At 69.8% G+C, this 15,809-nt stretch carries 16 protein-coding genes and 1 pseudogene; 11 read left to right on the top strand and 6 right to left on the bottom strand.

Features of this window, described 5'->3' with window-relative positions; translation table 11 throughout:
- Nucleotides 1-710: 710 nt before the first annotated feature.
- Together ACFVYS_RS43130 and ACFVYS_RS43125 are read left to right on the top strand one after the other, a co-directional pair.
- Nucleotides 711-1,337 carry an SHOCT domain-containing protein gene (locus ACFVYS_RS43130; protein WP_389511273.1) on the top strand — a complete coding sequence of 209 codons (627 nt, stop codon included), beginning with the start codon at nt 711-713 and terminating at the stop codon, nt 1,335-1,337.
- A gap of 442 nt (nt 1,338-1,779) precedes the next feature.
- Nucleotides 1,780-2,460, top strand: a complete 681-nt coding sequence (locus tag ACFVYS_RS43125) for a hypothetical protein (RefSeq protein WP_389511272.1) — start codon at nt 1,780-1,782, stop codon at nt 2,458-2,460.
- Nucleotides 2,461-2,552: 92 nt separating this feature from the next.
- Here ACFVYS_RS43125 and ACFVYS_RS43120 read toward each other — a convergent pair.
- Nucleotides 2,553-2,711: pseudogene (locus tag ACFVYS_RS43120) on the bottom strand (FAD-dependent monooxygenase); the annotation flags it as partial.
- Between the two features lie 307 nt (nt 2,712-3,018).
- On the bottom strand, nt 3,019-3,264 hold the full coding sequence (locus ACFVYS_RS43115; RefSeq protein WP_389511270.1) for a hypothetical protein: 246 nt from the start codon (nt 3,262-3,264) through the stop codon (nt 3,019-3,021).
- A 76-nt stretch (nt 3,265-3,340) separates the two neighbouring features.
- Between ACFVYS_RS43115 and ACFVYS_RS43110 the strand changes: the two genes are divergently transcribed.
- On the top strand, nt 3,341-3,814 hold the full coding sequence (locus ACFVYS_RS43110; protein WP_389511269.1) for a DUF4232 domain-containing protein: 474 nt from the start codon (nt 3,341-3,343) through the stop codon (nt 3,812-3,814).
- Nucleotides 3,815-3,853: 39 nt separating this feature from the next.
- Here the strand turns inward: ACFVYS_RS43110 and ACFVYS_RS43105 are convergent, their stop codons facing one another.
- The 3 genes from ACFVYS_RS43105 to phoU all read right to left on the bottom strand — a co-directional run bounded on the left by ACFVYS_RS43105 (nt 3,854) and on the right by phoU (nt 5,421).
- Complete coding sequence (locus ACFVYS_RS43105) at nt 3,854-4,102, bottom strand: SCO4226 family nickel-binding protein (RefSeq protein WP_142264944.1); 249 nt, start codon at nt 4,100-4,102, stop codon at nt 3,854-3,856.
- A 291-nt stretch (nt 4,103-4,393) separates the two neighbouring features.
- Complete coding sequence (locus ACFVYS_RS43100; protein WP_171398028.1) at nt 4,394-4,552, bottom strand: hypothetical protein; 159 nt, start codon at nt 4,550-4,552, stop codon at nt 4,394-4,396.
- Between the two features lie 143 nt (nt 4,553-4,695).
- Nucleotides 4,696-5,421 (bottom strand): phosphate signaling complex protein PhoU, encoded by a 726-nt coding sequence (gene phoU, locus ACFVYS_RS43095; RefSeq protein WP_389511267.1) that lies wholly within the window; start codon nt 5,419-5,421, stop codon nt 4,696-4,698.
- Nucleotides 5,422-5,698: 277 nt separating this feature from the next.
- On the opposite strand from phoU, the gene ACFVYS_RS43090 reads away from it, so the two are divergent.
- Both ACFVYS_RS43090 and ACFVYS_RS43085 read left to right on the top strand, forming a co-directional pair.
- Nucleotides 5,699-7,036, top strand: coding sequence for a sensor histidine kinase (locus ACFVYS_RS43090; protein WP_389511265.1), 1,338 nt, complete (start codon nt 5,699-5,701; stop codon nt 7,034-7,036).
- Nucleotides 7,033-7,713, top strand: a complete 681-nt coding sequence (locus ACFVYS_RS43085) for a response regulator transcription factor (protein ID WP_007382946.1) — start codon at nt 7,033-7,035, stop codon at nt 7,711-7,713. Before ACFVYS_RS43090 ends, ACFVYS_RS43085 begins: the two co-directional genes overlap by 4 nt.
- 132 nt (nt 7,714-7,845) lie before the next feature.
- Here ACFVYS_RS43085 and ACFVYS_RS43080 read toward each other — a convergent pair whose 3' ends face one another.
- A complete protein-coding gene (locus ACFVYS_RS43080; protein WP_389511264.1) occupies nt 7,846-8,517 on the bottom strand; it encodes a DUF461 domain-containing protein in 672 nt (223 codons plus the stop codon).
- A 754-nt stretch (nt 8,518-9,271) separates the two neighbouring features.
- Here ACFVYS_RS43080 and ACFVYS_RS43075 point away from each other — a divergent pair.
- From ACFVYS_RS43075 to ACFVYS_RS43050, 6 genes are all read left to right on the top strand, one after another.
- On the top strand, nt 9,272-9,754 hold the full coding sequence (locus tag ACFVYS_RS43075) for a CarD family transcriptional regulator (protein ID WP_003953493.1): 483 nt from the start codon (nt 9,272-9,274) through the stop codon (nt 9,752-9,754).
- A 358-nt stretch (nt 9,755-10,112) separates the two neighbouring features.
- Entirely contained in the window at nt 10,113-10,865 is a 753-nt protein-coding gene (gene ispD, locus ACFVYS_RS43070; protein ID WP_389511262.1) for a 2-C-methyl-D-erythritol 4-phosphate cytidylyltransferase, read from the top strand.
- Nucleotides 10,855-11,352 (top strand): 2-C-methyl-D-erythritol 2,4-cyclodiphosphate synthase, encoded by a 498-nt coding sequence (gene ispF / locus ACFVYS_RS43065; protein WP_389511260.1) that lies wholly within the window; start codon nt 10,855-10,857, stop codon nt 11,350-11,352. The genes ispD and ispF overlap by 11 nt, the downstream gene beginning before the upstream one ends.
- A gap of 106 nt (nt 11,353-11,458) precedes the next feature.
- Nucleotides 11,459-12,859, top strand: coding sequence for a cysteine--tRNA ligase (gene cysS, locus ACFVYS_RS43060; RefSeq protein ID WP_389511258.1), 1,401 nt, complete (start codon nt 11,459-11,461; stop codon nt 12,857-12,859).
- A 102-nt stretch (nt 12,860-12,961) separates the two neighbouring features.
- The gene (rlmB, locus tag ACFVYS_RS43055; RefSeq protein WP_389511256.1) at nt 12,962-13,903 is read left to right on the top strand and encodes a 23S rRNA (guanosine(2251)-2'-O)-methyltransferase RlmB; all 942 of its coding nucleotides are present in this window, start codon (nt 12,962-12,964) and stop codon (nt 13,901-13,903) included.
- 203 nt (nt 13,904-14,106) lie between these two features.
- Complete coding sequence (locus ACFVYS_RS43050) at nt 14,107-15,777, top strand: DoxX family membrane protein (protein WP_389511254.1); 1,671 nt, start codon at nt 14,107-14,109, stop codon at nt 15,775-15,777.
- Nucleotides 15,778-15,809 lie beyond the last annotated feature (32 nt).

Here is a 15,809-nt window from a genome sequence, read left to right as displayed (position 1 = left end):
GTGTCTAACTGCGTGACGACGCCGACGAACAACAGCGGATGCGCACGGACGTCAGCGGACCATCGGCGCAGGTGAGAGACACACCAGCCCTAGGCGCCGCCGCTGCCCAAGTTGCTTCGGGACGAAGAGGTCACGTGTCACAGTCCGGGTGGCGGTGGCCGGCGACGACTCTCCGTTGTCCTACAGCCGTTGACGCCGCATCCTCGGTGTATGCCGATCCCTCCTGACACCCGCGACCTCTGCCAGTCTCTCTTCGAGCCGGGCCAAGTGGAGCTGGCCGTCATGGTTCTGGAGACCTACCCCGGGCCAGATGAGGCGTGGGTCCACTAGGCCGCGATCAGGCTCAGCGAAGGGCAGCTCCACCGTCTGGCCCACTGGCTGAACTCAGCCGAACGAGGACTGGGCACCTTCCGCTGGTACGCCGACGAACCCGCAGACGTATCGCCCGAGTCGCACCGGTTAGCGGTCGAGTTCATCAACGGGCTGATCGACAAGGATGCCCCTAGTCCGCCAGAGCCGCGGTAAGCCGCGTGCCAGATCGTGCGGAGATCCCGCGCAGCGGAGACCGTAGTGAGCCTTAGCTGGTAGGTCGTTGTGTCTGACGTCTTAAGCGTGGGTCGACCACCCGACTGAGCCTCTCGACCCATCGACGACATCCGGCTGATCTTCTGGGCTTGATTCGGGACGAAGTCTTCCTCTACGTTTCGCGAATGGCGATTCTGCAGACGCTGACGAACCAGGGACGCGTAGTGGGCGGCCACTTGGCGAGCGGCAGCGTTCTCTCAGGCCACGGCGGACTCACGATCCAGCACCCACGCAACCCATTCAAGCGGCACAAGCTCAATGCCGAGACCGTGCTCGAGTGGGAGGCACTCTCGACCAGGGAAGGTGTCGCTGGCGCCATGGGCCAGGCTGCCGCGAAGGCTGCTCTGCCTGGGGTGATCGGTAAGGCTGTCGGTGCTGGCCTCGGGGCTTCCATGAAATCCGGGCACACCGTCCGCGTGAACTGGGCCGACGGCAATCAGTCCATCATTGAGTTGCCGGAGAAGCTGTTCATGATCTTCTCCGTATTGCTCGAGGGCCAGCAGGTCGTAACTGATACCTCCGCGCAGGCCGAGTCTTCGGAGCCCCTCCCGGCGCAGCCTGGCGTGACCGAGAAGATCTTGGACCTCGCTTCTTCGATGTTCCACCAAGGCAAGCATGGGGCACCGGCCGAGGCCGCAGCTCAGCCGGATGTTGTCGAGCAGATCGCGAAGCTCGCCTCGCTCCACGACGCCGGCATCCTCACGGACGAGGAGTTCGCACAGAAGAAGGCTGAACTGCTCAAGCGTCTCTGACACTTGAGGCGACCAGTCGGAGCCCGGGCCCGGGTCGACGTGCATGATCCAAACTTCTTGGCGTGGTACTAACGCCAGTTCTCACGCGGGTGGTTCGACTCTACTCCGCAAGATCAACCGACCGGATCCGCCGCAGGGTGCGCGTCAGGTTCGGCCACGCCCGGGATGACTCACGGGCGGCAGCTCGCGCCACACCTCACCCGGTATGGGGTCCGCCATCCGCCGGGTTGGTGCTCTCGCCTGGATCAGGGTGCCGACATCTGGAGGAAGTCCCGTACGGCGGGAGCCGGTTACCCGTCTTGGGGGCGAGACCCGTAAGCCAGCGGCGTGGCCGCACCCCTGAACGGCGGAGATGGCCGACTTGCTGGTGGACCTGATCATCCAGCTCGTACTGTGGGTTCGCCCGGTAGGGGAAGCGGTCTCGGAGCAGGCGGGGTAACTCATGGGAAATGCAGGGAAGTTCCTCATACCGGCCGCCGCCGCGGCAGCGCTGTTCACCGTCTCGGGGTGTTCGGAGGACAAGCCGGCCGACGAGGCTTCCACGGCTTCCCCGTCGGAGCTCGCTCACTACACGGCCGCTCCCGGCTCGGCCACTCCGACGCAGAGCCCGACGACGTCCGCGCCCGCGGAGTGCGTGAAGACCAGGGACATGACCGTCGAGCAGCTGACCGGCTACCTGAAGGAACTGCGCAGCGGCACCGGCGAATACCGGTCCAGGGGTCTGAGCCTGGACTCCTCCGGTCTGAACTTCACCCCGGAGGCGATCCAGAGACCGTGCGAGGCGGTCACGGTGAAGCTCGCCCGCTATTGGGTCGATGTCGAGAAGACGAGGGAGGCGACCGCCGTCACCCCAGCCCGCTACGAGTACGAGTACACGCTGATCAACGTCACGTCCCACAAGGCCGGCCCGCAGGACGGCAGAGTCCCCGATACCGCGCCGCCGGGGGGCGCCGACTGTCAGGGCACGGTTTCGGTGGCCTACCTCGGCGAAGACATCCCGCTGCGATCCCTGCCGAACGACTTGGAGCTGACCGACACGACAGCCCCTGTCCCGGTCGAGGTGGACGGAGACGGAGTGCTGTCCGCGATCTATGTCTCGCCCGTCGGCGTGGAGTCCTGTTGACCGCCGATTAGGTATCCGTCGGGGCGGATGACGTAGCCGGTCGGGCCGTGGGGGCGGTAGAGGCGGGCGAACTCGCCGGTGGCGTCGCGGTAGCGCGGCTGGATGCCGACGGCCTTCGCATACGGGAGACGTGCGGGCAGCCGGTCCACCAGCCGGCGGCGCACCCCCTGCCGGCGCGACTCCGCCGCAGCGCTCAGGCCGACCGGGCCGGCGCCCGCGATCAGTGCGTCGGGCGTCCCCGTGGGTGTCACGGGTGTCACGGGTGCCTCCCAGCGCGGTGCTTGGCCCCTGGACCGGTCCCGTCACCCATGGTCACCCGGGTGACGGGCGGGCGGCGAGCGGGGCAGCCGCCGCCACGGGCGACCGTTTATTCCGATTTACGGGGATCAGTCGATGTGGCCGGATATCGTCACCGATGCGTCACAGGTCGGTCCCGGGGAGAACCCGTTTGCCTGTCCGTTCTGTCTGTGTTGACGGACGACACACAGGTGGGTCGGTGGCTTGGTGGGTGCTGAGGGCCGACGCCCTCGGCGACTCGGATCCGGGGGGCAACATGCGCTACGCGAAGACGAACGAGAACGCCAACACGAGCAAGAACGCCGACACGAACGCGAACGCGAACAGGAACGGGAACGTGGACATGCGCTGGAACAGGTTCGGAATTCGGGGTTCCGTGATGGCGGCCGTCGTGGCCTCGACCGCTCTGGTGGTGACGGGGTGCGGTTCGGGGGAGTCCCCCGGCACCTCCGCGAGTCCCGCCTCCAGCAGCCCTGCCTCCGTCAGTCCCGCCTCCGCGACCCCCACCCACGTGACTTCCCCTTCCGTTGCCTCCCCTTCGGTGGCCTCCGCCTCCGCGAGTGCCGCTGCCGTGACGCCCGCCGTGGACAGTTCCCGGGGTGTCGGTGCAGCCGCGCCGGTCTGTTCCGCGGGGAGCCTGAAGGTCGCCGCGCGGCAGGCCACCGTTCGGCCGTCGGGTACGGGGACCGGGGCGGCGATCGTCGAGTTCACCAACAGCTCGGCCAAGGCCTGCGTCCTCAAGGGTCATCCGACCGTCGCGGGAGCCGGCAACGGCTCTCCGGAGAAGAACTCCCCGCTCTCCGTCACGACCACCGGAACCGCCTCGCCGGTGACGCTGGCCTCCAAGGGCAAGGCATGGGCGAAGCTGACCTTCGTGCAGGTGCAGGGCGAGGCAGACGGGTTCTGCGAATCGGGTGCGGAGCCCGTCGTCTACCCCACGCTCGTCATCGGCCTGCCGGGCGCGGGGAAGCATCAGGTCGCCCTGGACGACGGCCAGTTCGCGCAGTGCGACAACAAGGTGACCGTCACCGCCGTATCGGCGGCCAAGCCTTCCTGACCCGGGTTCGGCGCTCCTCGGCGGACGCTCCGAGCGATCTCACACCGTCAGCGGCACCGGGTGGATCTCGTCCGCCATGTGGCCGGTGCGCTCGTGGACGCGGAGGACGGCCTCCGCCGAGGGGCCCTCGGAGAGGCAGTAGACGGTTCCGGACTCCGGGTCGGCCCAGGCCCGTTCGAAGTGCACGCCCTCTTCGCCCTCGATGGCGAGGTCCGCCCGGTGGGCCTCGAGGAGCTGGTCGGCGGTGATGCCGTGCATGTCGTGGTGGACGTCCATGAAGCGGGTCATGACTGCCCGCCCCCTTCCAGTCGCCGTGCCTGTGCCTGTGCCTGTGCCAGTGCCAGTGTCTGTGCCTGTGGCAGTGTCTGTGCCTGTACGTGTGCGTGTGTCTCTACGTGTACGTGTTCGTGCACATGTAGGTGTGCGTGTGTCTGTGCCCGCGTTTGCGCGCCCGCACTTCCATGCTGCGCTCGCGGTCCCCGCGCGGCGACCGGGCGAGGAGCGGACCGGGCATGAACGAGGGGCCCGGTGCCGGTATCGGCACCGGGCCCCTCGTTCACCCGCGTTCGTCGTGTGTCTTCAGCCGCACTGGCAGGGGTTGCCCGACTGGCACCCGCAGCCGCACCCGGAACCGCAGCCGCACGCGCCGATGAGCATCAGGTTCCTGATCTCGGCGGGCTGCTCGGTCGGGCGTTCCTGTGCGGGATCGGGCGTGGGAGTGATGGGGGACTCGGCCATGGGTTCCTCCCGGAGGCGTAGGACCTGTGCCCATTGCATGCCCGTTCCGCTGGGCGCATCAACGGCTCAACGGCGCACGGCGGCTTGCGCACACCTTGAGGAGATCCGGTACGCCCCCACTCACCGTCCGGCCACCGACCCGCTCAGACCCCCTCGGCCGCCGTCCCCGTCCCCGTCCCCGCTCCGGTCGTCGGCTGGATGTCCGGCTGGATCTCCGGCTGGAGCTCGTCCGCGTGCTCGCCCGTCACCAGGAACACCACGCGCTTGGCGACGGCGACCGCGTGGTCGGCGAAGCGCTCGTAGTAGCGGCCCAGCAGCGTGACGTCGACGGCGGTCTCGATGCCGTGCTTCCAGCGGTCGTCCAGCAGGTGCTGGAAGAGGGTGCGGTGCAGGAGGTCCATCGCGTCGTCGTCCGACTCCAGCTGGAGGGCGAGGTCGACGTCCTTGGTGACGACGACCTCCGCCGCCTTCGCCATCAGGCGCTGCGCGAGCTGGCCCATCTCCAGGATGGTGGCGTGCAGGTCCTGCGGGACCGCGCGGTTCGGGAAGCGCAGCCGGGCCAGCTTCGCCACGTGCTGGGCGAGGTCGCCGGAGCGCTCCAGGTCGGCCGACATCCGCAGCGACGTGACCACGATCCGCAGGTCCGTCGCCACCGGCTGCTGCCGGGCCAGCAGTGCTATCGCCCGTGCCTCCAGGTCGTGCTGGAGCTCGTCGACCTTCTTGTCGGCCTCGATGACGCTCTCGGCGAGCTTCAGGTCGGCGTCGAGAATGGCGGTCGTGGCGCGCCCGATCGCCGACCCGACCAGCCGGGCCATCTCCACCAGGCTGTCGCCGATCGAGTCCAGTTCCTCGTGGTACGCGTCCCGCATCAGGGTTCCCTCTCGTACGTCGTGCTTGGGGTTCGGGTTCGGTTCCGGGGGCCAGAACCGGCCGCGAACCGGGTCGTCACCGGCTGCTGCACCGGCGCCGACCGGCCGTGGAACCGGTGCTGCGAACCCCACGGTGCCACGCTCCGCCCCGTACGCGTCGATTTCCGGCACCTCAAATGAACCACCACTGGCTCCAAGGTGAACTCTGGGCGACGAGTGTTCGAGGTCGCACCTCGATAGCTGTGGCCAGGACCGATCGCGTGCCTAACCTGGTGGCATGGACGTGAACGCGGCGGTCGCCGCAGCGGCAGCGATCGCCGGGGTACTGACCGGTGTCATCGCCATGCTGGCGTTCCGCTGGAGCGAGCGCGAGCAGAAGCGCCCCACGCGCACCTCGCTGCACACGGACCCGGTGCTTCCGCCGGGTGTGGACACCGTCCTCTCCGTGCTTCGCTCCTCGGCCGTCGTGCTCGACGAAGCCGACGCCGTCGTGAAGGCCAGCTCCGCCGCCTACGCCCTCGGGCTGGTGCGCGGCGGCCGGCTCAGCGTCGAGCCGATGCTCAAGATGGCCCGGGACACCAGACGCGACGGAGAGATACGCCAGGTCGAGCTGGACCTTCCCCGGCGCGGGACGGGGCGCGGCGAGGCTCTCGCCGTGTCCGCCAGAGTGGCCCCACTGGGCTCCCGGCTGGTCCTCCTGCTCGTGGAGGACCTCACCGAGGCCCGTCGTATCGAGGCGGTCCGGCGGGACTTCGTGGCGAACGTCAGCCATGAGCTGAAGACCCCGGTCGGCGCGCTCTCCCTTCTTTCCGAGGCCGTCATGGACGCCTCGGAGGATCCGGAGGCGGTGGAGCGGTTCGCCGGGCGTATGCAGATCGAGGCGACCCGGCTGACCAGCCTGGTCCAGGAGCTCATCGATCTGTCCAGGGTCCAGAACGACGATCCTCTCGAGGACGCCGAGCCGGTCGGCATCGACGAGCTGGTCGCCGAGGCCGTCGACCGCTGCCGTCACCAGGCCGGCACCAAGCAGATCACCATGGCCGCCGGCGGCACCGCCGACCTGCGTGTCTTCGGGAACCGGGGCCAGCTGGCCGCCGCTCTCGGCAACCTGGTCGAGAACGCCGTCAACTACTCGCCCGCCCGTACCCGCGTCGGTATAGCCGCCCGCCGGGTGAGCGCGCCGGGCGGGGACCTGATCGAGATCGCCGTGACCGACCAGGGCATCGGCATCTCCGACAAGGACAAGGAGCGCATCTTCGAGCGCTTCTACCGCGTCGACCCGGCCCGCTCCCGCCAGACGGGCGGTACCGGGCTCGGGCTGGCGATCGTCAAGCACGTGGCCGCCTCGCACGGCGGGGAGGTCACGGTGTGGAGCGCCGAGAACCAGGGCTCCACGTTCACCCTGCGGCTGCCGGAGGTGGGCGTGGCCCGCGACCGCGCGCAGCAGCATCCCGACCCGGACGAGGTCGACGACCTCGGTGACGTCGACGACGTCGACGGCCTCGACGAGGTCGGTCACTCCTCCCCTCACCGCTCCACCCAGGCACCACCCCGCGCCTCATCCCCCGATTCGTCCGCGTACCGGACGCTTTCCGCCCCGGAGGTCCTTCCGTGACCCGAGTGCTCGTCGTCGAGGACGAGGAGTCCTTTTCCGACGCCCTGTCCTACATGCTCCGCAAGGAAGGCTTCGAGGTCGCCATCGCGGCCACCGGGCCCGATGGACTCGACGAGTTCGAGCGCAACGGCGCCGACCTCGTCCTTCTCGACCTGATGCTGCCGGGCCTGCCCGGTACGGAGGTGTGCCGTCAGCTGCGCGGCCGCTCCAACGTCCCCGTGATCATGGTGACCGCGAAGGACAGCGAGATCGACAAGGTCGTCGGCCTGGAGATAGGAGCCGACGACTACGTCACCAAGCCCTTCTCGTCGCGCGAGCTGGTCGCCCGTATCCGGGCCGTCCTGCGCCGCCGGGGCGAGCCGGAGGAGGTGACCCCGGCGGCCCTGGAGGCCGGCCCGGTCCGTATGGACGTCGACCGCCACGTGGTGACGGTCTCCGGCTCCAAGGTCGACCTGCCCCTGAAGGAGTTCGACCTCCTGGAGATGCTGCTGCGCAACGCGGGCCGCGTCCTGACCCGTATGCAGCTCATCGACCGGGTCTGGGGCGCCGACTACGTGGGCGACACCAAGACCCTCGACGTCCACGTCAAGCGCCTGCGCGCCAAGATCGAGCCCGACCCGGGTGCCCCGCGGTACCTGGTGACGGTCCGCGGTCTGGGTTACAAGTTCGAGCCGTAGACCGGACCGGCTGCGGCCGCTCCCGCCGACGGCGAGGGGCGCGTCGGGGATGGACGGGACAGCAAGGAGGGCGGCACCCCGTGTGGGGTGCCGCCCTCCTTGCTGCGTGCGTGTGCGCGTGCGCGTACGAGGTCAGTGACCGGCGGCCGCCGACTCCGACTCCGAGGCGGAGGCCGAGTCCGACGGGGAGGCCGATCCGGACTCGGCGGTACCGCCCTCGGCGGCCGCGCCCGAAGCCGACGCGGACGGGGACGCCGACGTGCTCGCGGAGGGGGACTCCGCGGCGCTCGGGATGTCGCTCGGGCCCCACTTGGAGAAGTAGCTCTCGGCGGGGACGACGAAGGCGCGCAGGCTGACCTCGCCGGTCTCGCTGAAGGTGAAGGTCACCTTCTGCGCGTCGCCGTCCTTGACGGCCTCACGGCTGCTGGCCAGGACGGCGGAGGCGTTGTTCGCGCCGCCGATGACGACCGAGCCGCCGGCCGGGACGGTCAGCCGGCCCTTGCCCTTGGCGGGAGAGAGCGCGGCGGACTTGCCGCCGTCGAGGGTGATGGATTCCAGCGTCTGCGCCTTGCTGCCGCTGTTGAAGACGGTCGCCGAGATCACGGCGGGACCGGTCGACTCCAGGTCGGGCTGGGTGATGACGATGACGTTCTGCAGCTTGATGTCGCCGATGCTGGTGGCGGCGTTGTCCGGCTTGATCTCCAGGGTCTGGGAGTCGTTGCCGGCCCCACAGGCGGCGAGCGAGGCGATCGAGAACGCGATGGCGGAAGCGGCGAGGGCGCCGCGTCGAAGGCTGCTGCTCACGGCGGCGGCAACTCCTTGTACACACGGACGGCCTTCCTTTGGATAAAGCCGTCCTAAGGGTCTGTCAGCGGCCTTAGGTTACCGAGCCGTTCTCGCGCCACCGCACCCGACCCGCCTCTAGAGCGATCCCGTGCCTCGACGGACGCGCTGAACGGCCTCCGGCACCACCTGTCCCGACCGCCACAAGTGACCCACGAGTCACTCTGGCTTCACCCGTCGTCTTCCTGCTCGTCTTCCCGCTCGCCTTCTCACTTCTCACCTCATCGTGTTCCCGTCGTGTTCCTCTCGCCTTCCTCTCATCTTCCTGCCGTCTTCCTGCCTCTCTCTGTCCTCTTCCGGCTCACCGGTCCATTCGCATAACCGCGCCGGACGTCCGATCGCGGATTTTCGGTGAAGGAATGCGAGGTCGTCCCCGGAATTGATCACGGGCCGGGTCGAGGGGGTGATGATCAATTCCGGAAACGGCTCGTATCCGGCCACGTGAACCGAACGGAGTAGCGGAAGTCGCACTCCTGGAAGCGGACATATGTGGACGTTCGGCCGTTCGGGCGGGGCTCCGGATGCGTGTAACGTGCGCGTTTCTCCCCCCTCGGAGAGCGCCTCCGACCTGCGAATACCTGCTTCCGCAGCCCCTTCGCAGCACGTTCCTGTCGCTGTTGTCAAGCCCCGAGATATGCCCTGACCTGCGAAAACGCCATTCAGAACCCGCAGTTTCCGTGTTACCCTGGATAGCCACGGAAGGGGTACCTGTCACATGACGTTCAAGGTTGGCGACACCGTGGTCTATCCCCATCACGGGGCCGCGCTGATCGAGGCTATCGAAACTCGCCAGATCAAAGGCGTGGACAAGACCTACTTGGTGCTGAAGGTCGCCCAGGGTGACCTGACGGTACGTGTGCCAGCGGACAATGCGGAGTTCGTCGGCGTACGTGATGTGGTCGGTCAGGACGGGCTGGACCGGGTCTTCGAGGTGCTGCGCGCGCCGTACGCCGAGGAGCCCACGAACTGGTCGCGTCGTTACAAGGCAAATCTGGAGAAGCTCGCCTCCGGCGATGTCATCAAGGTCGCGGAAGTCGTGCGTGACCTGTGGCGTCGTGAGCGCGAGCGCGGACTCTCCGCCGGTGAGAAGCGCATGCTCGCCAAGGCCCGCCAGATCCTGGTGAGCGAGCTCGCTCTCGCGGAGAACACCAACGAGGACAAGGCCGAAGCCCTGCTCGACGAGGTGCTCGCGTCCTGAGCTCGACGCGTTTTTCGAGCGCTGATGCCGGCCCGAGACCGGTTTCCGCACCTTGAATAACACGCGCGCTGAAGAACACTGAAATGCCGCGGTGCCCGATGACGAATTTCCCGTCGCCGGGCGCTGCGGCATGTTCGCGCCAGGACAACCGCCGTACGCCCTACCCCCACAAGGGTGGTCGGTCGATACTGCTCCCGAACCGCCCCCGACAATGCGACCGATGCTTCGATACTTGGTGTGCCGGGCCCGGGCTGCTGCCTCGACCGGCACGTCACGGAAGGGTCCGGTCAAGGCGTCGCGCCCGGCACTTCCAGGGCCATACCCACGCCAGGCCGGAACACAAACCTGACAGGAACCGATGTCTGACGATTCGCGTCCCTCCCCCGCGCCCACCCGCACGGCCGCGGTGATTCCGGCCGCCGGGCGGGGTGTCCGCCTCGGTCCGGGCGCCCCCAAGGCGCTCCGCACGCTGGGCGGCACGCCCATGCTGATCCACGCGGTACGCGCCCTCGCCGCCTCCCGCGCCGTCTCCCTGGTCGTCGTCGTGGCCCCGCCGGACGGCACCGCCGAGGTGAAGTCGCTGCTCGACGCGCACGCACTGCCCGACCGCACCGACTTCCTGGTCGTGCCCGGCGGGGATTCCCGCCAGGAGTCCGTGAAGCTCGGCCTGGACGCGCTGCCGCCCGGTCACGACATCGTCCTGGTGCACGACGCCGCCCGGCCCCTCGTCCCCGTCGACACGGTGGACGCCGTGATCGAGGCCGTACGGGAGGGCGCTCCCGCCGTCGTCCCGGCGCTGCCGCTCGCGGACACCGTCAAGGAGGTCGAACCGGCCGTGACCATCGGCGACCCCGAGCCGGTCGTCGCCACGCCCGAGCGCGCCCGCCTCCGTGCCGTGCAGACCCCGCAGGGTTTCGACCGGGCCACCCTGGTCCGCGCCCACGAATCGGTCACGGAGAACGTCACCGACGACGCGAGCATGGTCGAGCAGCTGGGGCTGACGGTCGTGGTCGTTCCCGGTCACGAGGAGGCCTTCAAGGTCACCCGGCCCCTGGACCTCGTCCTCGCGGAGGCGGTCCTGGCGCGCAGGAGGCTCAACGATGGCTACTGAGACGCGGCCCGTGCTTCCCCAGGTCGGGATCGGCACCGACATCCACGCCTTCGAGGAGGGCCGCGAGCTGTGGTGCGCGGGTCTGAAGTGGGAGGGGGAGGGCCCCGGACTGGCCGGGCACTCCGACGCGGACGTCGTCGCGCACGCCGCCTGCAACGCGCTCTTCTCCGCGGCCGGCCTCGGTGACCTGGGGCAGCACTTCGGCACCGGGCGCCCCGAGTGGTCCGGCGCCTCGGGCGTCACCCTGCTCACGGAGGCGGCCCGGATCGTCCGCGCGGCCGGCTTCGTCATCGGCAACATCGCCGTACAGGTCGTCGGGCCCCGTCCCAAGATCGGCAAGCGGCGCGACGAGGCGCAGAAGACCCTGTCCGAGGCGGCGGGCGCGCCGGTGTCGGTGTCGGGTGCGACGACGGACGGGCTCGGGTTCCCGGGACGCGACGAGGGCCTGATGGCGATCGCGACGGCGCTGGTGGCGCGCACCGGCTGATCGGCGCCGTCGGCACCGGCCGACATATGCCATGGCATGTCACGAATGTGTGGCCCTTGGGTGGAAGGGGCTCGGGGCATCGCTTCGCGCCCACTACCCTGGAGAGGTGACCATTCGCCTGTACGACACCAGTGCCCGGCAGATCCGTGACTTCGCCCCGCTCCAGCCGGGTTGTGTCTCGATCTACCTCTGTGGTGCCACCGTGCAGGCGGCCCCGCACATCGGGCACATCCGTTCGGGCCTGAACTTCGACATCATGCGCCGGTGGTTCGCCCACCGCGGCTACGACGTCACCTTCATCCGCAACGTCACCGACATCGACGACAAGATCATCGCCAAGTCGCACGACCAGGGCCGCCCCTGGTGGTCGATCGGGTACGAGAACGAGCGGGCGTTCAACGACGGCTACCAGGCGCTGGGTTGCCTGCCGCCGACCTACGAACCCCGCGCCACCGGGCACGTCCCCGAGATGATCGAGATGATGCGCGGGCTGATCGAGCGCGGTCACGCCTACGAGTCCGAGGGCAACGTCTACTTCGACGTGCGCTCGTTCCCGGAGTACCTCCAGCTGTCCAACCAGGAGCTGGACAACCTGCTCCAGCCCTCGGCGGACGGCGAGACCGGCAAGCGCGACCAGCGTGACTTCGCCCTGTGGAAGTCCGTGAAGCCGGGGGAGCCGAGCTGGGAGACCCCCTGGGGACGCGGGCGTCCGGGCTGGCACCTCGAGTGCTCGGCCATGGCGCACAAGTACCTGGGCACCGTCTTCGACATCCACGGCGGCGGCCTCGACCTGATCTTCCCGCACCACGAGAACGAGATCGCCCAGGCCAAGGCCTACGGCGACGAGTTCGCGCGGTACTGGGTGCACAACGCCTGGGTCACCATGGCCGGCGAGAAGATGTCGAAGTCGCTGGGCAACAGCGTCCTCGTCTCCGAGATGGTGAAGCAGTGGCGTCCGATCGTGCTGCGCTACTACCTCGGTACGCCCCACTACCGCTCGATGATCGAGTACAGCGAGGAGTCCCTGCGCGAGGCCGAGTCGGCGTTCGCGCGGATCGAGGGCTTCGTGCAGCGCGTCGTCGAGAAGGCCGGGGGAGTCGTCGAGCCGGCGGCCGAGGTGCCGCCCGCCTTCGCCGAGGCGATGGACGACGACCTGGGTGTTCCGCAGGCGCTCGCCATCGTGCACACGACGGTCCGGCAGGGGAACTCGGCCCTCGCGGCCGACGACAAGGAAGCCGCCGTGGCCCGCCTCGCCGAGGTCCGTGCCATGCTCGGCGTCCTCGGCCTGGACCCGCTCGACGCCCACTGGGCCGGCGAGGAGAGCCGGGGTGAGGACCTGCACGGCGTGGTCGACAGCCTCGTACGACTCGTCCTCGACCAGCGCGAGTCGGCCCGCGCGCGCAAGGACTGGGCGACCGCGGACGCCATTCGCGACCAGCTCACCCAGTCCGGCCTGGCCATCGAGGACGGCCCGCAGGGGCCGCGCTGGAGCCTCGGCCCGCGGTAGGGCAGCCTCAGGGCCTGTCCTTGATCGACTGTGCCGCCCGGCCTTCCGGGCGGCACACTGCATAAGACGTACGTACGAAAAGCTCACGGAGACGAGAGACTCATGGCAGCCAACAACCGCCGCATGTCCGGCAAGAAGGGCGCGCAGGTCGGCAGTGGCGGCCAGCGGCGCCGAGGCCTGGAGGGCAAGGGTCCGACCCCGCCCGCCGAGATGCGCAAGAAGCACAAGGCGAACCGCATCGCGACCGCCAAGGCGAAGCAGGCCGTGCGCCGGCCCGCACAGCGCGGCCGGGGTGGCAAGGGCACGTCCGAGATGGTCGTCGGCCGTAACTCCGTCGTCGAGGCGCTGCGCGAGGGCGTGCCCGCGACGATGCTCTACGTGCAGCAGTTCATCGACAACGACGAGCGGGTGCGCGAGGCGCTCCAGCTCGCCGCCGAGCGCGGTGGCATCCACCTCATGGAGGCCCCGCGTCCCGAGCTGGACCGCATGACCAACGGCCTCAACCACCAGGGCCTGGTCCTCCAGGTCCCGCCGTACGAGTACGCGCACCCCGAGGACCTGGCGTCGACCGCCTACGACCACGGCGAGGACCCGCTGATCGTCGCCCTCGACGGCGTGACCGACCCGCGCAACCTGGGTGCCGTCGTCCGTTCCGTCTCCGCCTTCGGCGGTCACGGCGTCGTCGTCCCCGAGCGCCGCGCGGCCGGTATGACGGCCGGCGCCTGGAAGACGTCCGCCGGTGCGGCCGCCCGTACCCCGGTCGCCCGCGCCACCAACCTCACCCGCGCTCTGGAGGCCTACAAGAAGGCCGGTATCGCGATCGTCGGCCTGGCCGCCGACGGCGAGCACGAGGTCAGCACGCTGAAGGCCCTGGACGGCCCGGTCGTCATCGTCGTCGGCAGCGAGGGCAAGGGCCTCTCCCGCCTGGTCGGCGAGACCTGTGACTTCCGGGTGCGGATCCCGATGCCGGGTGGCGCGGAATCCCTCAACGCCGGTGTGGCGGCCGGGATCGTGCTGTACGAGGCGGCTCGGCGCCGGGGCTGAGACAGGCTTCCGACCGGCGGAGCCCGCCGGTCGGAGCCCCGCGAAGCCGTGTCAAGCCGTGGCTCGGGCGAGGGCGGCAGAGGGAATCGGTTCCCTTGCGGTTCACTCGGACGGGTTAATCCCGGCGAGTAGTGCAACCTTGACGGAGTCCGGACAGATCCGGCGGGTCAAAGCAGTGTCCTAAACACACGTCACTCGGTTAGATGAGTGTGGACACCAGAACACCCCGCACACCCACGGGGGACCGCTCGTCGGGATTCGACGACGCTCCCGCGCTGAGCATGGTGAAGGTGCCGAGCGATCCGGCGCAGATCATCGTCAGCCACGCGAGCTTCCGCGTGCAGCTGGGCGCGTCGGCGCGGCGTAACCAATCCCCGCGGATCGCCCGGCACGTGAGCGCCATCGATGACACCGCGCGCATGGCCGCCGTCGGGGCGGCCGGCAGAGCGGGCGCCGCTTCCGGTGGCCGTCGGCGGGCCGTCGTCTGGAGCGGCAAGTCCGCCCCGGACGACACCGGCGCCCACCGACTGCTGCAGGCCGTGCGGGCAGGCAGCATCGGCCACGGCGAACCGCCCGGTGCCGACGCCGGAGCCACCCAGGTCATCCCCCGCGTCGGCATGGGCGGCCGCGGGTACGACGGCGACCTCGCCGCGCAGACCCTCGAGACCCCGATCGTCGGCGCCCAGCGGACGCCCGTCGACGGTGAGCAGCGGATCCTGCCGAACATGCGCGGCGTCGGCAGCGCCTACGACGAACCCGCCTACGACGACGGCCAGTTCGAGGACTTCGGGGAAGCCGACGTCGACCCGGACCCGGCGCCGCGGAGCCGGCGGCAGGGCGACGACCCGGCGCGGCACGCCTACTACCCGGGCCGCCGGATGAACCTCGGCGTGGTCCTGCTCCCGCTGCGCGTCTTCCTCGGCTTCATCTCCATCTACGCCGGCATGGGCAAGCTGTGCGACCCCGTCTACTTCGACGGCGGCAAGCGCGGCTCCATGGTGAAGTGGCTCAACACCCTGCACCCGTGGGAAGTGGCCGAGCCGCTGCGTCAGTTCGCCCTGCACCACCCCGTCGGTTCCGGCCTCGTCATCGCCTTCCTCCAGGTCGTCGTGGGCGTCCTCACGGTCCTGGGCTGCTGGCAGCGGGTCGCCGCGGTCGTCGGCGCCGGGCTCTCGGCGGCGCTCATCGTCACCGTCAGCTGGAAGTCCGTCCCGGTCTACGACACCCCCGACATCATCTACCTCGCCGCCTGGTCGCCGCTGGTCATCGCCGGCGCCCCCGTCTACTCGGTGGACGGGCGGCTCGCCGCCGGTGCGTGGCGCCGGCTCGGTCCGCGCTCCGACCTGTGGGAGCTGCGCCGTTACGTGCTGCGCCGTGGCGCCCTGGTGACCGCGATCGCCGTCGGGCTCACCCTGCTCGTCGGCTCGCTGCTCGGCGGCGCCGTCCGCGACGCCGACCGGGTGGTCGTCCCCGGCCCGGGCGAGCCCCCGCGCAACGAGCTGCCCGGTTCGCCGCTGCCGGAGAAGTCCGGCACGCGCAAGGCGTCCCGGGAGCCCGCCGCGTCCAGTTCGCCCACCCAGGGCGCCACCTCGGCGGCCCCGACGGCGGGCACCGACAGCGAGCCCTCCGAGGCGCAGGACTCCGGCACCACCGGCAGCGGAGACGCCGGCGCGCCCAGCCAGACGCAGGGCACCGCGGGCGAGGCTCCTCCGGAGCAGTCCACTCCCGTGGAGCAGGCCCCCGCCACCAGCTCCGGCCCGTCCTCCGGTGGCTCCGCCACCTCGGGCGGTTCGACGAGCGGCGGCGGTGGCGGTTCGGACGGCGGCTCCTCGTCCTCCGGCCAGCCGGGCCTGGTGGGCGGGTTGCTGGGGTAGGGCGATACCGAACGACCGAGGGTGCCGTGCGC

The sequence above is a fragment of the Streptomyces sp. NPDC058295 genome, assembly GCF_042880655.1.
Lineage (GTDB): Bacteria > Actinomycetota > Actinomycetes > Streptomycetales > Streptomycetaceae > Streptomyces > Streptomyces coriariae.
The sequence above is the reverse complement of the archived record's forward strand: the minus strand, read 5'-3'. Positions and strand labels throughout refer to the sequence as shown.

Coding starts and splice junctions, on each gene's coding strand:
- ACFVYS_RS43130 (WP_389511273.1), top strand. CDS start 711: ATGGCGATTCTGCAGACGCTGACGAACCAGGGACGCGTAGTGGGCGGC.
- ACFVYS_RS43125 (WP_389511272.1), top strand. CDS start 1,780: ATGGGAAATGCAGGGAAGTTCCTCATACCGGCCGCCGCCGCGGCAGCG.
- ACFVYS_RS43105 (WP_142264944.1), bottom strand. CDS start 4,102: ATGACCCGCTTCATGGACGTCCACCACGACATGCACGGCATCACCGCC.
- ACFVYS_RS43100 (WP_171398028.1), bottom strand. CDS start 4,552: ATGGCCGAGTCCCCCATCACTCCCACGCCCGATCCCGCACAGGAACGC.
- phoU (WP_389511267.1), bottom strand. CDS start 5,421: ATGCGGGACGCGTACCACGAGGAACTGGACTCGATCGGCGACAGCCTG.
- ACFVYS_RS43090 (WP_389511265.1), top strand. CDS start 5,699: ATGGACGTGAACGCGGCGGTCGCCGCAGCGGCAGCGATCGCCGGGGTA.
- ACFVYS_RS43075 (WP_003953493.1), top strand. CDS start 9,272: ATGACGTTCAAGGTTGGCGACACCGTGGTCTATCCCCATCACGGGGCC.
- ispD (WP_389511262.1), top strand. CDS start 10,113: ATGTCTGACGATTCGCGTCCCTCCCCCGCGCCCACCCGCACGGCCGCG.
- ispF (WP_389511260.1), top strand. CDS start 10,855: ATGGCTACTGAGACGCGGCCCGTGCTTCCCCAGGTCGGGATCGGCACC.
- rlmB (WP_389511256.1), top strand. CDS start 12,962: ATGGCAGCCAACAACCGCCGCATGTCCGGCAAGAAGGGCGCGCAGGTC.
- ACFVYS_RS43050 (WP_389511254.1), top strand. CDS start 14,107: ATGAGTGTGGACACCAGAACACCCCGCACACCCACGGGGGACCGCTCG.